Origin of the sequence: Janthinobacterium salmonicoloratum (genome assembly GCF_051380845.1) — a bacterium.
In the GTDB taxonomy this organism is placed as follows: Bacteria; Pseudomonadota; Gammaproteobacteria; order Burkholderiales; family Burkholderiaceae_D; genus Janthinobacterium; species Janthinobacterium lividum_F.
The window spans coordinates 2,148,080-2,160,436 of record NZ_JBNYXV010000001.1; the positions used below are offsets into that span (position 1 = coordinate 2,148,080).

Here is a 12,357-nt window from a genome sequence, read left to right on the forward strand (position 1 = left end):
TTTTTATGATAACACAAGCAATTCTACATCCGCGCACGCCTGATGATCATTGCAGAACCGCCCCCGGCACGCTATCATCACAGCTCGAAAATATCTGCCGCGCGCAGCTCCCCGTACAGATGTGTCAGGCCTACAGATTCACGGCACCACCAAGATCGAGGCCACAGAGCAGTTACACCATCACCATGCGCGCACGGACTCGATACCCCAATCTGCCAGTCGGCAAATGAGTCTCCATTCATTATATATATGAAAGCACATGAAATTGTTCGGGTCGATTACCTGCAAATTGACTACCCGGCGACTCATCAGTGAGCAAAATGAAAATATTTCTTGATTTATCCAGATTCCAAAAACAAATTATCGCCATAACGGCAGATTTTTTCTTATTACCTTTAACTTTTTGTTTGGCAATTATCCTCCGGTATGACGTCATCAATGCTGATGTCTACCGCAGCTATTTATGGCTCATAATTGCAGCTCCCCTGGTTTCAATCCCTATTTTCATCCGTCTCGGCTTGTATCGGGCCGTGATACGCTTCATTGACCAAAAGATCGTCTATGTCGTCATTCTTGGCGTCACCCTGTCGGTTGCCAGCCTGGTGGCGCTGGCCGCGTTCGCCACCCACATGGCGGGACTTTCGCGCGGCGTCTTTGGCATTTACTGGATTAGCGCAATTACTTACGTTGTGGCCAGTCGCTTTCTGACACGTGGCTTTTTATTGCACGTAAAAGGTCCGAAGCAAACCGTACGCGTAGCCATATATGGCGCTGGCAAGGCAGGATCCCAACTGGCAAGTGTTCTGCGTGGCGGCCGTGAATACCTTCCGGTTGCCATCATCGACGACAAAACCGAACTGCAAGGCGCCTCGATTGCCGGCATCCGGGTTTATCCGCCATCGAGCCTACCCAAATTGATCGGCAAACTGAACATCAGCGAGGTCTTGCTGGCCATGCCATCGATACCGAAGAGCCAGCAGAAACACATCCTCGACAAAATCGAGTCCCTCAAAGTCAAGATCAAGGTAACACCACCTGTTGCCAGCCTCGTCAACGGTGAACTTCGCCTGCAGGACGTACGCGACATTGAGATAGAGGACTTGCTGGGACGTGATCAGGTGGCTCCGGACACAGGCCTGGTCGCCACTTGCATCACCGGAAAATCGGTATTGGTGACCGGTGCGGGCGGGTCGATCGGTTCCGAACTGTGCCGTCAGATCATCCGCCTGCGCCCCTCCAGGCTCATACTTCTGGAAATGTCCGAGTTCGCACTGTACTCGATCAAGCAGGAACTGAAGGGACTCAAGCACGCGCAGGGGCTCGAACTCGAGTTGATGCCCTTTCTTGGCTCCGTACTGGATACGGAAAAGTGCGCGATGATCCTGCGCACCTTCCAAGTTGAAACCGTATATCACGCGGCAGCCTACAAGCATGTGCCATTAGTGGAGCACAATCCGATTGAAGGCGTGCGCAACAATGTCTTCGGCACCTTGAGTATCGCACGCGCAGCGATGGACGCTGGCGTCAAATGCTTCGTCCTGATTTCAACAGACAAGGCCGTACGTCCGACGAATGTGATGGGCTCGACAAAACGCCTGGCTGAACTGATTTTGCAGGCATTTGCACAGGAACGCGGCAAGACGCGTTTTTGCATGGTGCGCTTTGGTAACGTACTAGGGTCGTCCGGCTCGGTCGTGCCGCTCTTCCGCAAACAGATTATGGCGGGCGGCCCCATTACCCTGACGCATCCCGAGATCACACGCTATTTCATGACCATTCCTGAAGCGGCGCAACTGGTGCTGCAGGCTGGCGCAATGGGAGAAGGCGGTGACGTCTTCGTGCTTGACATGGGTGAGCCCGTCAAGATCATGGATCTGGCCGAACGCATGGTGCATCTGAGCGGGCTGGAAGTAAAGAGCAAGTCGGCCCCGGACGGCATCGAAATCGTCCATGTCGGCCTGCGGCCCGGCGAGAAGCTATACGAAGAACTACTCATCGGCGACAATGTCGAAGGCACCGAGCACCCGCTGATCATGCGCGCGCAGGAATCTGAAATACCGCACGCCGAATTGCAGCTACTGCTGCGCGAACTCGATGATGCCTGCGCACGTTTCGCCTATGAAGATGTGCGTATGGTACTACTGAAGGCGGTGAAGGAATATGCGCCACAATGTGGTATTGAGGATTTGATCTGGTCCGAAAAAAACAAACCGCAGGCGCCGCACTGATTGCAACGCAAGCCCGGGAGAAACACCAAGCCCACTGCCTGGTGAGTGGCAGGATTGACTCCCTCGGGCATATTATTCATCCACACACAATTTGAGAAACTATATGGAAACGCAGGAAAAATTCACTCAACGCACTACCAAGCAAGATGGCGCGCTGATTTCTCCAACTGAGCTCCTGAGCACGCTGTGGCACGCGCGTCGCATGATCATCGGCATGACCGTGGCCTGCGTCGCACTGGGTGTGAGCAGCACAGTGTATTGGGCCAAGTATAAGAGTGAAGGCTTTCTGCAATTTGGCGGCCCCATCCCCTTGCAGGCAGAAAAAACGGCAAAGACAAAAGACGTCAAGGAAGCCGCCTTCGGCATTCAGCTCAGCGACTACAAGCGCTATTCGGCAGCATTTGGCAGTAGCGGCCGCTTCGATGACTTTGTACATGCAGTCAAACTCGACAATGCTCCCGGCATCGCAGGTCTGCGCAAGAACATCACCAGCGAAAAAAACTTGAATGCCATCATCGAACCCATTTTCCCTTTCACCAAACTCGATGCCAAGGACTTGATGGAGCAACCGAAGGAAAACAGCAATAATGTGATCGGTTTACGCATCAGCTACGACGCCAGCACCCCGGAAGAAGCGCAACGTATCGTCGCCCTGCTGGGACGTTACACCATGGACACGATTGTTTACCTGATCTATACGGATTCGCTGCGCTTCAAGCATCTGGAGATTACCGCAAAAATCACCAAACTTGACAATGACATCATTGGCAGCAAGCAGAAACTGGCGGAATACGGCAGACGCATCAACGACCTCAAACAAATCGTCGCACGCTACCCGAAGGCCGAAGTGCAAAACACATCGCAAGTCGTCACCGTGACGGATGAAAACTCACGCTACTTGTCGCCAGTGACGCAACTGATGAGTGCCGAGGTCGAGGCCAGTGCGGCAGAAGAAGCCATTTATCAGGCTAAACGGGAACAGCAACAATATCTGTTGTTGCGTGATTACTACGATAGCGCCAAAGCGACACTCGACGCCAACAAGTCAGGCGAAGCAGTGCTACGCGCACTGGAGGGCAGCAAGGAGCGCGCATTCAAATCCAAAGACTTGAATGATGAACTGGTCAAGGAGGTGTACAACAAAATCACAGTCGACAATCAGAACTCGCTCAATCTGTATCTGGAAAAAAGCCGCTTCATCGCCGGCCCGAGTTTGCCCGAAAACCGCACTAGCCGATTGTCAACATCCATAGTGGTAAGTGCCTTGCTCGGACTCTTCCTCGGCTGCCTGGTCGCACTGGGACGGCAATGGTGGTTAGCAAACCGCGAACAGTTGGCTAACTAAGAATGTGATGTCGGCGGCATGATACTCATCTGCCGCAAGATTACCCAGTCCGGCCTGCCGGACTGGCAAACAGGCCCCCTCAAGCGCTGCTTGATTAAAGGCCGGTGCTGCCCCCACCCATTTTTCCCGCCATTCAGCACCATTCGGTGCGTGCCAAAATGGAAAACGCGCCATCGCATCGGCATGAAAATGCCTGATGCGATGGCGCGCTGATCGATACCGTTGCCAGGAAAATCATGACGCCGCCAAGCCTTGAACATTTCGTGGCGTCGGAACGTTTTTTGGCAACTGCATGGCACGCCAGCAAACGCTGTTTGCTGGCGGTGCTCTTTATTGCTTCAACAATCCACCCAGCAACGCGGCCACCTTCTGCTTCGGCTTGGCCGCGGCAGGTGCCATGCTGGCGGCTGCCGGGGCTGCTGCCTTGGCCGGCTCATATGGCTTCAGGAACCAGGGATCGGCCTTTTCGCGGCGGGCGCCGGGACCAAAGGCGGGACGCGCACCGCGCTCGGCGGAGCGGCTGTCGCGGCTCTCGCCCGCATGGCGGCTCTCGGGTGCGCGCGCGGGACGCGCCTCGCCACCTTCGGTACGGCGCGGTGGGCGGCGCTCGCTGTCGCTGCTGCGGGCGGGGGCCGGGTTGAAGCCCGTCAATTCGCCGCGCTTGATGCTTTGCTTGATGAGTTTCTCGATGTCGGCCAGCAAGCGCTCGTCTTTATCCGAGTAGATCGAAATGGCGTCGCCCGAGGCGCCGGCGCGGCCCGTGCGGCCGATGCGGTGCACATAGTCTTCCGCGTTGTACGGCAAGTCGAAGTTGATGACGCAAGGCAGATCGGAAATATCCAGGCCGCGCGCCGCCACGTCGGTGGCGACCAGGACGTCGATCTCGCCCTTCTTGAACGATTCCAGCGCCGCCATGCGTTCCTGCTGGCTCTTGTCGCCGTGAATCGCCGTGGCGCTCATGCCTTCCTGTTCCAGCACGCGGGCCAGGCGCGAGGCGCCGATCTTGGTGTTCGAGAACACGATGACCTGCTTCAGGTCGCGCTGGCGCAGCAGATGGGCAACCAGGGCATGCTTCTGGTCTTCCGTCACCTTGTAGACCACTTGCGTGACCTTATCGGCCGTCTGGTTACTGCGCGCCACTTCGATCGTCAGCGGATCGTTGAGGAACGTGGCAGCCAGCTTCTTGATTTCTGGCGAGAACGTGGCCGAGAACATCAGGTTCTGGCGCTGCTTCGGCAGCAAGTTGATGATGCGCTGCAAGTCAGGCAGGAAGCCCATGTCCAGCATGCGGTCGGCTTCATCCATGACCAGCATCTGCACCTGGCTCAGGCTGATGTTCTTTTGCTCGATATGATCGAGCAAGCGGCCCGGCGTGGCGATGACGATTTCCACGCCACCGCGCAGGATGACGGTTTGCGGCTTCATGTCCATGCCGCCGAAGACGACGGTCGAGCGCAGCGGCGTGTGCTTGGCGTAGGCCTTGACGTTTTCGGCCACCTGCACCGCCAGCTCACGCGTCGGCGTCAGGATCAGCGCGCGTACCGGGTGGCGTGCCGGCGACATGCTGCTGCTGGCATGCGCCATCAGCAACTGGATGATCGGCAAAGAAAAACCGGCCGTCTTGCCGGTGCCCGTTTGCGCGGCACCCATCACATCGCGGCCTTGCAGCACCACGGGGATCGCTTGTTCCTGGATCGGTGTCGGATGGGTGTAGCCCTGGTCGGTCAGTGCGCGCTGGATTTCAGGCGCGAGGCCAAAGTCGGCAAAAGTCAGGCTGGGAGCAGCGGATGCGGCAGGTACAAGTGTGGCGGCGGCGGGCGCCGCTTCAGGGGCAATCGCCGGGCTGGGCGTAGGAGTCGATTCGGTTTCAGACATAAATTTTCTGGTGTGCCTCCGCACTGCGGAAGCCATGCTTTCTCAATAAACAACATTTCGGGGCACAGGCAGCTCCGTCTTGCAAGCCATGGATCATTGTTCTTGCGGCACCTCTGTGCTCCGGGACATGCTGTATGGCGTATGCGGGAGCGTCGAAGAGATGTGCTGCGATGGCGGCGGAGATCGCGCCGGCGGAACATCGCGCGCAGAAGATACAATATCAGTGCTGTAAACGATACCCTAATTCACCGCAACTGTACACGGAAAACGTGATTTTTGAGCAAAAAGCGTTCCAGCAACGGCACGCCGGGATGCCGTATGATGCCAACTTCGATGCCAGCTCCGATGCCAGCTCCACCGTCCCTGCCCTCACATGCCCACGCCGCCTTTACCCCACGATCCACAGCCGCAAGCGCCCTGCAAACCGGGCAATGACGAGTGTTGCCACAGCGGTTGTACCTTTTGCGTACTGGAAATGTACCAGGAAGACCTGGCCGCCTACGAAGAGGCCCTGAGGGCGTGGCAACAGCGCCAGCAAGCCGCTGCCCCACCCGCCACCGCAGGCATCAAGAAGCCGCGCAAGCGCGCTTAATTAGAAGCTTTCCCACTCATCGACTGGCGCCGCGCGACGCGCCGTGCCGGCCAGTTGACGCGGCGCCGCTGCCGGCGCCACGGTTGCCGGCGTCTTGACGGTGACGGGCGCGCGCGGCCGGGTTGCAGAGGCGCTGGCCACGTCGAGCTTGAAGATGCTGACCACAGCGCTCAGGCTGGCGGCCTGCTCCTGCATCGATTCGGCCGCTGCCGCCGCCTCTTCGACCAGGGCCGCATTTTGCTGCGTCACCTGGTCCATCTGGGCAATAGCCTGGTTAACCTGTTCGATACCGGCGCTCTGCTCGCTGCTGGCGGCAGTGATCTCGCTCATGATGTCCGTCACGCGGGTGATACTGGCCACGATGTCATCCATCGTGCGACCCGCCTGGTCCACCAGTTTCGATCCCGCCTCGACTTTCTCGACCGAATCGCCGATCAAGACCTTGATATCCTTGGCCGCTGCGGCCGAGCGTTGCGCCAGGTTGCGCACTTCTGTAGCCACAACGGCAAAGCCGCGCCCCTGCTCGCCCGCGCGCGCCGCTTCGACGGCCGCATTCAGGGCCAGGATATTGGTCTGGAAAGCAATGCCGTCGATAACGGCGATGATGTCGACGATCTTGCGCGACGAGGCATTGATCGACGCCATCGTACCCACCACTTCGCCGACGACCTTGCCACCCTCGATGGCGATGCTCGACGAGGTCAGCGCCATGGTGTTGGCCTGGCGCGCATTGTCCGCATTCTGCTTCACGGTCGAGGTCAGCTCTTCCATCGACGAGGCCGTTTCTTCCAGTGAACTGGCCTGCTCTTCCGTGCGCGACGACAAATCCTGGTTGCCGGCGGCAATCTGGCTCGACGCCGTGGCAATGGTATCGGTGCCGCTGCGTACCTGACCCACCAGTTTCTGCAGGCTGGCATTCATGTCTTTCAGGGCTTGCATCAATTGCCCCGTTTCGTCTTGCGATTGCACAACGATATGCGCCGTCAAATCGCCGGCCGCCACCTGGCGCGCTACGCCGACGGCCTCGATCAGCGGACGCGCCACGCTGCGCGCCACCCACAGCGCCAGCAGCATGCCAATGACGACGATGCCCACCAGCAAGCCGATCAGGCTGGCACGCGAGGCCGCATAGGTTGCATCGGCGCTTGCGCTCGAGCGCACGCCGCCATCCGTGTTAATCGACACCAGTTTATCGAGGGTCACCATCATGTCCGCCATGACCTTGGCGGACGGCCCCACGGCCAGCGCGCGCGCCTCTTCCTTCTTCATCTCGCGCGACAAGCTCAGCATGGTTGCATGCAGGCGCATGAATTCATCGTTGAGCACCAGGAAGCGCTCGAACACTTCCTTCTCGCCCGGTTCGGAAATCAGGCTGCGGTACTTGTCGGCATCGGTCTTCAGCTTGGCCTGTGTTTCCGTCATGCGCGTTTCGTTCTGCGCCATGTCGGCATCCTGCGCGGCCAGCATGTGCGCCAGTTCCCAGCGGCGGAAATCGCTGACATCGCTGCGCATGGACATCGCCGCCAGCACGCTTGGCATCCAGTTGGCGGACAGGTCCGTCGACGCGGTATTGATGCGCGCCATGGAAAAGATCGCCGACACGCCCAGCGCGGCTGTCAATAGCAGCACGGCGCCAAACGACAAGATCAGCTTGGTGGCAATTTTCAGATCAAAGAACCATTTCATGCTTTGCTTTCCTTCATTAAACGGGTAAACGGGACAAGACAGTCGCGCACTCGCAAAGGCACGGCGCGGGCGGTGAGGCGACCAAGGCAAGCATCTTCAAATTTCCGCAATGCAACATTTTATCACCGTCGTCCTGCGGCGTAGAGTGGTTTGATCGCTGCATGCGGCCAAAGTTCGCGGGTAGCGAGCAGCGTGGCGTATTTTTTGCCCGGACACCGTTATGTTCACTGGGAAAAATGAAGGAACAGGCGTAGGAGTCGGATGACACGAGGCAATGTTCCTAGCCTACATAAGCACGTCGGCTCATCCGATGCCCGTCTGCGGCCCCTGGTTCTATAGTGGATACAAGATTCAGAACAACGCTAGCAAGCCAGAAAAGCAGCGCCATCCAACAAAATCAGAAGACGAGGCCCTACCATGTACAAAGCTTATAGCAACCTGACCCCAGCAACGCATAGCCATACCGCCACCCAGCACAACTGGCAGGCCACTCCCGCCACGCCCATGATCAGCATCACGGGCGCGCAACAGAATGAATTGCTGCGCGCCTTGTCGCGCGCCGATCTGGAGCGCTTGTTTTGCCAACTGGAACTGGTCGCTTTGCCTGCCGGCAAGCACCTGTTCGATTGCGGCGGCAAGATTGAATACACGTACTTCCCCACCAATGCCATCGTTTCCCTGCTGTATGTGATGGAAGACGGCGCCACCACCGAGATCGCCGTCATCGGCCGCGAAGGCGTGGCCGGCGTGGTGCTGTACGAAGCCGAGCGCGCCACCTGCACGGCCATCGTGCAAACGGCCGGCTACGGCTACCGCCTGAAAACAGCCTTCTTGCGCGAAGTGTTCAATGAAGGCGGCGCGCTGGCGCAATTGCTGATGCGCTATACCAGCGCCATGTTTGCGCAAATGGCGCAGAACGTGGTGGGCGGACGTCATTGCAGCATCGAACAAAAACTGTGCCGCTGGCTGCTGGACCGCCTTGACCGTTCGCTGTCGAACGAGTTGAAGGTGACGCAAGACACCATGGCCAACATGCTGGGCGTGCGCCGCGAAAGCGTCACCGTCACGGCTCGCAAGCTGCAGGACGAAGGCTTGATCCAGTATCGCCGGGGCACGGTCGAAGTGCTCGACCGCGAAGGCCTGGAAGCGGCCGCCGGCAATTGCTACAAAGCAGCGCGCGCCGGTTTCGAACAGTTCCGCAGCGGCATCAGCGCACACAATTAAGCCACGTTGCAAGGTGGGGCGACAGAAAAGCAACACCTTGCATCACCATTTTCCACTTCGTCTTGCCTTGCAACAATCCAGCCTCTATCATTCCCGCTGAAATTACCCAATGGAAACTTTAGTTTCCATTGGTATATTTATCGCGTGATTAGACTAACGACTGGAGTCCGTAAGCATGAAACAGCATCACCTGATCGCCGCCTTGCTGGCTGGCATGTTCTGCGCAAGCCAAGCCCAGGCAGAAATGGCCATCGCCGCCGACGTGGGTACGACTGGCGTCGGCGCGCACCTGAGCGTGCCGCTGCAATCGAATCTGAATGCCCGTTTTGGCGTCGGCTTCCTGAATTACTCCTACGACTCCAGCACCGACGATGTCGACTACAAGCTGAAACTCAAGCTGCGCACCTTCGACGCCCTGCTCGACTACTTCCCCATGGACGGCGCCTTCCGCGTGAGCGCCGGCGTCGTGTACAACGGCAATAAAATCGATGCCAAAGGCAAGCCGAACAAAAACGGCAGCTACACACTGAACGGCAACACCTATACGGCAGCCAGCGCGGGCCAACTGGACGGCACCATCGATTTCCGCAAGGTCGCACCCTACATCGGCATTGGCTGGGGCAACCCGGTGAAAGAGGCCGGCTGGGGCATTTCCAGCGACATCGGCGTATTGTTCCAGGGTTCGCCGAAAACCTCGCTGCGCAACACCGGCTGCGACCCGCTGGTATGCGCCGTCCTGAAAACGGACGTTGCCGCTGAAAACGAAAAACTGGCTGACAAGGTCAAGGATTTCAAGGCGTATCCGGTGCTGCGAATCAGCGCCAGCTACCGCTTCTAAGCACGCCGCCTGACGCCAAACCGCCAGGCAAGATAAAAGGCACGCCACGGCGTGCCTTTTTCATATCCTGGGTACCTGACAAGTACCGCAGGCCAGTGCAGCGAGCCTGGCGCGGCTAATCAGCCGCCATGGTGGCGGCCGGCCACCAGCCCGGCCTGACATCTTCAAACGAGTGATATTCGGGCGCAAAGGCCGCCTGGGTGGGGTCATCAAAACTGCCCACCAGCAAGGCCACCGTGGGCGCATCGTCGATGGCGCCGATGGAACTGCCACAGGCGGCGCAAAAGGCCCGGCTGGAATACTCGGAAGAACGGTAGGTGGCCGGCGCACCGGCCGCGCCCGTCCAGCACACTTGATCGCGCGCAAATTCCATCCACGCCACCGACGGCGCGCCCGTATGCTGCTGGCAATTTCGGCAAGAACAGCTGTGCGGATTGCTGCCATCGCCCGTCACTTCGAAGCGCACGGCGCCACATAGGCAGCCACCTGCCCGCATCACCTTCTCCATTGCCTCTCCTCGTTCGTAACGTTGCGTACCCCGCCAGCTGACACGTACCCGGTACAATATTGCCATAAACCTCAACCCGACGCGACCCGCAGCGCATCGCGCCGGCACTATGAAAGAATGAATGGAAGACATTAATTGCGAAGGCTTGCCGCACATCCGCGTACTGGCAGGCGAAAACAGCAAGGGACCCGTATATGAAACCCTGCCCGCGCGCCAGATTGACGAGCACGTCTACGAACTGCTGGCCTCGCCCGGCCTGACCCTGAACCTGGCGCGCGGCGACATCGTCAACATCGCCGACCCGCTCGCCCCCGCCGAAGTATTAAAACGTGGCGGCAACTTCTGCATTCAGATCTATGCCGACAACGTGCCGCAAGAAGCAGTGGACCAGCTCGAACGCGATGTGCAAAACCAGCTGGGCGGCACCATGGATGGCCAGTACAAGGGCAACCTCACCTTCAGCGTGCCGGGACACCACGGCATCTACAACGTCAACGGCCCCTTCGACGCCTTCCGCACAGCGACGGGCGTGGAATGGTACTTCGCCAATATCTACGTCAACCTCGACGACGACGATGATGAAACCTTGCTCAACTGGTGGGTGGATATGTAATTGCCACTCAAGAATCTGACTCTAAGCTCTCCTCGCCAGCCGCCAGCGCCCCATGTGGCCGACACCAGACGAACTTGCCTGTCACTGGCTGGTACAGCAAGGGACTCTCATCGGAAATGGCCAGCAAGCAAGGCCAGCATGCGGCAAGCGCGGCCGGTGTCAACGCATAGGCGAGCGCCCGGCTGGCCATGAAAAACACGGGTGCCGTCCCGGCAGCATGAAAGTGGGAAGAGAGAAACGCGGCCACGCGGCCCTGCTGGGCGGGGTGCTCCCCGGAAACGGCATCAAACTCGGCCAGCCAGTCCGGCCCCGATACCGTCGGCTGCAAGCGATGCCCTTTGTGCAGCTGCATGGGGTGCGTCTCGTCGGGCTGGGCCGACACATGGCGCGTCCACAGCTGCGCCGCGGCGTGGGGCGTCAGCGCGTGCACCTGCGCCAGTATCTCTGCCGACATGGAAAAATCAGCATCGAAGAACGGCCAGTCCAGCTCCGGCTGCAGTGGCCGGTCAGCGTAGCCGCCCAAGCCCCCTACGATTGAGTTGCTACCGCGCGAATTGCACAGCAGGGCGATTTTATTGACGTTGACGGAGAGCTGGGTCATGAGCCGGAGTGAAGTGAGGGTAACAGTTCTGGCAGCAATTGTAGCGGACCGCCCGCACAGGCAAGGGCCAACCGAACTCAGCGCTACGTGCTACGATGCAAGATAGATTTCCACGCTTTCAATACATACCATGAGCTACCAGCTATTCCTGTTTGACCTCGACGATACCCTGCTCGATTTCAGGGCGTCTGAAAAACGTTCGTTCCTGCACACCATGCACGAACTGGGCTTGCGCGACGTCATTGATGAGCTGTTTTCCCAGTATCAGGCGATCAACGTCGACCTGTGGAAACGTTTCGAGACAGGTGACGTGAGCAAGGATTTCCTGAAGGTGGAGCGCTTCCGCAAGACGTTTGCACTGAACGGCATCGACATCGCCCCGGAGCTGGCCAGCCGTTTGTATCTGGACTCCCTGCCGGACACGGTCGTGCTCATCGATGGCGCCAAGCAAGTGTGCGAAACGCTGTCGCGTATCGGTGAAGTGGGCATCATCACCAACGGCGTCGAGTCCATCCAGAACCGCCGTATCGCCGCATCCGGCTTGAGCGACTACATCTCCTTCGTCGCCACCTCCGAAGCATGCGGCCACGCCAAGCCGGACGTGCGCTTCTTCGAATACGCGGCCAACATGGCGCGCACGTTCAGCAAGGACACCTCCGTCATCATCGGCGACCGCCTGGACGCCGACATCCTCGGCGCCAACCGCTATGGCATCGACAGCTGCTGGTTCAACCCGGACAGCATGGCCAATACCTCGGCCGCCATCCCCACCTATGAAGTAGCCAGCCTGCATGACATCGTGCCGGCGCTGGACATGATGCAAGTCAAGCTAAAACAGGCTTGATCT

General features: G+C 58.7%; 11 protein-coding genes. 7 read left to right on the top strand and 4 right to left on the bottom strand.

Going from position 1 to position 12,357, the window contains the following annotated elements; translation table 11 throughout:
- Nucleotides 1–320: 320 nt before the first annotated feature.
- Both ACQ4WY_RS09920 and ACQ4WY_RS09925 read left to right on the top strand, forming a co-directional pair.
- Nucleotides 321–2,228 (top strand): polysaccharide biosynthesis protein, encoded by a 1,908-nt coding sequence (locus tag ACQ4WY_RS09920; RefSeq protein ID WP_436504424.1) that lies wholly within the window; start codon nt 321–323, stop codon nt 2,226–2,228.
- Between the two features lie 103 nt (nt 2,229–2,331).
- Nucleotides 2,332–3,573 (top strand): GumC domain-containing protein, encoded by a 1,242-nt coding sequence (locus ACQ4WY_RS09925; protein ID WP_436503839.1) that lies wholly within the window; start codon nt 2,332–2,334, stop codon nt 3,571–3,573.
- Nucleotides 3,574–3,903: 330 nt separating this feature from the next.
- Here ACQ4WY_RS09925 and ACQ4WY_RS09930 read toward each other — a convergent pair whose 3' ends face one another.
- Complete coding sequence (locus ACQ4WY_RS09930; protein WP_436503840.1) at nt 3,904–5,448, bottom strand: DEAD/DEAH box helicase; 1,545 nt, start codon at nt 5,446–5,448, stop codon at nt 3,904–3,906.
- Between the two features lie 373 nt (nt 5,449–5,821).
- Between ACQ4WY_RS09930 and ACQ4WY_RS09935 the strand changes: the two genes are divergently transcribed.
- A complete protein-coding gene (locus tag ACQ4WY_RS09935) occupies nt 5,822–6,040 on the top strand; it encodes an oxidoreductase-like domain-containing protein (protein ID WP_436503841.1) in 219 nt (72 codons plus the stop codon).
- Here ACQ4WY_RS09935 and ACQ4WY_RS09940 read toward each other — a convergent pair whose 3' ends face one another.
- Complete coding sequence (locus ACQ4WY_RS09940) at nt 6,041–7,726, bottom strand: methyl-accepting chemotaxis protein (RefSeq protein ID WP_436503842.1); 1,686 nt, start codon at nt 7,724–7,726, stop codon at nt 6,041–6,043.
- Between the two features lie 504 nt (nt 7,727–8,230).
- On the opposite strand from ACQ4WY_RS09940, the gene ACQ4WY_RS09945 reads away from it, so the two are divergent.
- Together ACQ4WY_RS09945 and ACQ4WY_RS09950 are read left to right on the top strand one after the other, a co-directional pair.
- Nucleotides 8,231–8,950 carry a Crp/Fnr family transcriptional regulator gene (locus ACQ4WY_RS09945; protein ID WP_035828139.1) on the top strand — a complete coding sequence of 240 codons (720 nt, stop codon included), beginning with the start codon at nt 8,231–8,233 and terminating at the stop codon, nt 8,948–8,950.
- Between the two features lie 175 nt (nt 8,951–9,125).
- Entirely contained in the window at nt 9,126–9,788 is a 663-nt protein-coding gene (locus ACQ4WY_RS09950; protein ID WP_436503843.1) for a hypothetical protein, read from the top strand.
- 115 nt (nt 9,789–9,903) lie between these two features.
- Here ACQ4WY_RS09950 and ACQ4WY_RS09955 read toward each other — a convergent pair whose 3' ends face one another.
- Entirely contained in the window at nt 9,904–10,296 is a 393-nt protein-coding gene (locus ACQ4WY_RS09955) for a GFA family protein (protein WP_436503844.1), read from the bottom strand.
- Nucleotides 10,297–10,417: 121 nt separating this feature from the next.
- Between ACQ4WY_RS09955 and ACQ4WY_RS09960 the strand changes: the two genes are divergently transcribed.
- Complete coding sequence (locus ACQ4WY_RS09960; RefSeq protein WP_436503845.1) at nt 10,418–10,909, top strand: DUF4265 domain-containing protein; 492 nt, start codon at nt 10,418–10,420, stop codon at nt 10,907–10,909.
- Between the two features lie 7 nt (nt 10,910–10,916).
- Here the strand turns inward: ACQ4WY_RS09960 and ACQ4WY_RS09965 are convergent, their stop codons facing one another.
- Entirely contained in the window at nt 10,917–11,510 is a 594-nt protein-coding gene (locus ACQ4WY_RS09965) for a DUF2947 family protein (protein WP_436503846.1), read from the bottom strand.
- A 130-nt stretch (nt 11,511–11,640) separates the two neighbouring features.
- On the opposite strand from ACQ4WY_RS09965, the gene ACQ4WY_RS09970 reads away from it, so the two are divergent.
- The gene (locus tag ACQ4WY_RS09970; protein WP_436503847.1) at nt 11,641–12,354 is read left to right on the top strand and encodes a YjjG family noncanonical pyrimidine nucleotidase; all 714 of its coding nucleotides are present in this window, start codon (nt 11,641–11,643) and stop codon (nt 12,352–12,354) included.
- Nucleotides 12,355–12,357 lie beyond the last annotated feature (3 nt).

Excerpts from the sequence above, each read along its gene's own strand:
- ACQ4WY_RS09920 (WP_436504424.1), top strand. The coding sequence starts at position 321 with ATGAAAATATTTCTTGATTTATCCAGATTCCAAAAACAAATTATCGCC.
- ACQ4WY_RS09925 (WP_436503839.1), top strand. The coding sequence starts at position 2,332 with ATGGAAACGCAGGAAAAATTCACTCAACGCACTACCAAGCAAGATGGC.
- ACQ4WY_RS09930 (WP_436503840.1), bottom strand. The coding sequence starts at position 5,448 with ATGTCTGAAACCGAATCGACTCCTACGCCCAGCCCGGCGATTGCCCCT.
- ACQ4WY_RS09935 (WP_436503841.1), top strand. The coding sequence starts at position 5,822 with ATGCCCACGCCGCCTTTACCCCACGATCCACAGCCGCAAGCGCCCTGC.
- ACQ4WY_RS09940 (WP_436503842.1), bottom strand. The coding sequence starts at position 7,726 with ATGAAATGGTTCTTTGATCTGAAAATTGCCACCAAGCTGATCTTGTCG.
- ACQ4WY_RS09945 (WP_035828139.1), top strand. The coding sequence starts at position 8,231 with ATGATCAGCATCACGGGCGCGCAACAGAATGAATTGCTGCGCGCCTTG.
- ACQ4WY_RS09950 (WP_436503843.1), top strand. The coding sequence starts at position 9,126 with ATGAAACAGCATCACCTGATCGCCGCCTTGCTGGCTGGCATGTTCTGC.
- ACQ4WY_RS09955 (WP_436503844.1), bottom strand. The coding sequence starts at position 10,296 with ATGGAGAAGGTGATGCGGGCAGGTGGCTGCCTATGTGGCGCCGTGCGC.
- ACQ4WY_RS09960 (WP_436503845.1), top strand. The coding sequence starts at position 10,418 with ATGGAAGACATTAATTGCGAAGGCTTGCCGCACATCCGCGTACTGGCA.
- ACQ4WY_RS09965 (WP_436503846.1), bottom strand. The coding sequence starts at position 11,510 with ATGACCCAGCTCTCCGTCAACGTCAATAAAATCGCCCTGCTGTGCAAT.
- ACQ4WY_RS09970 (WP_436503847.1), top strand. The coding sequence starts at position 11,641 with ATGAGCTACCAGCTATTCCTGTTTGACCTCGACGATACCCTGCTCGAT.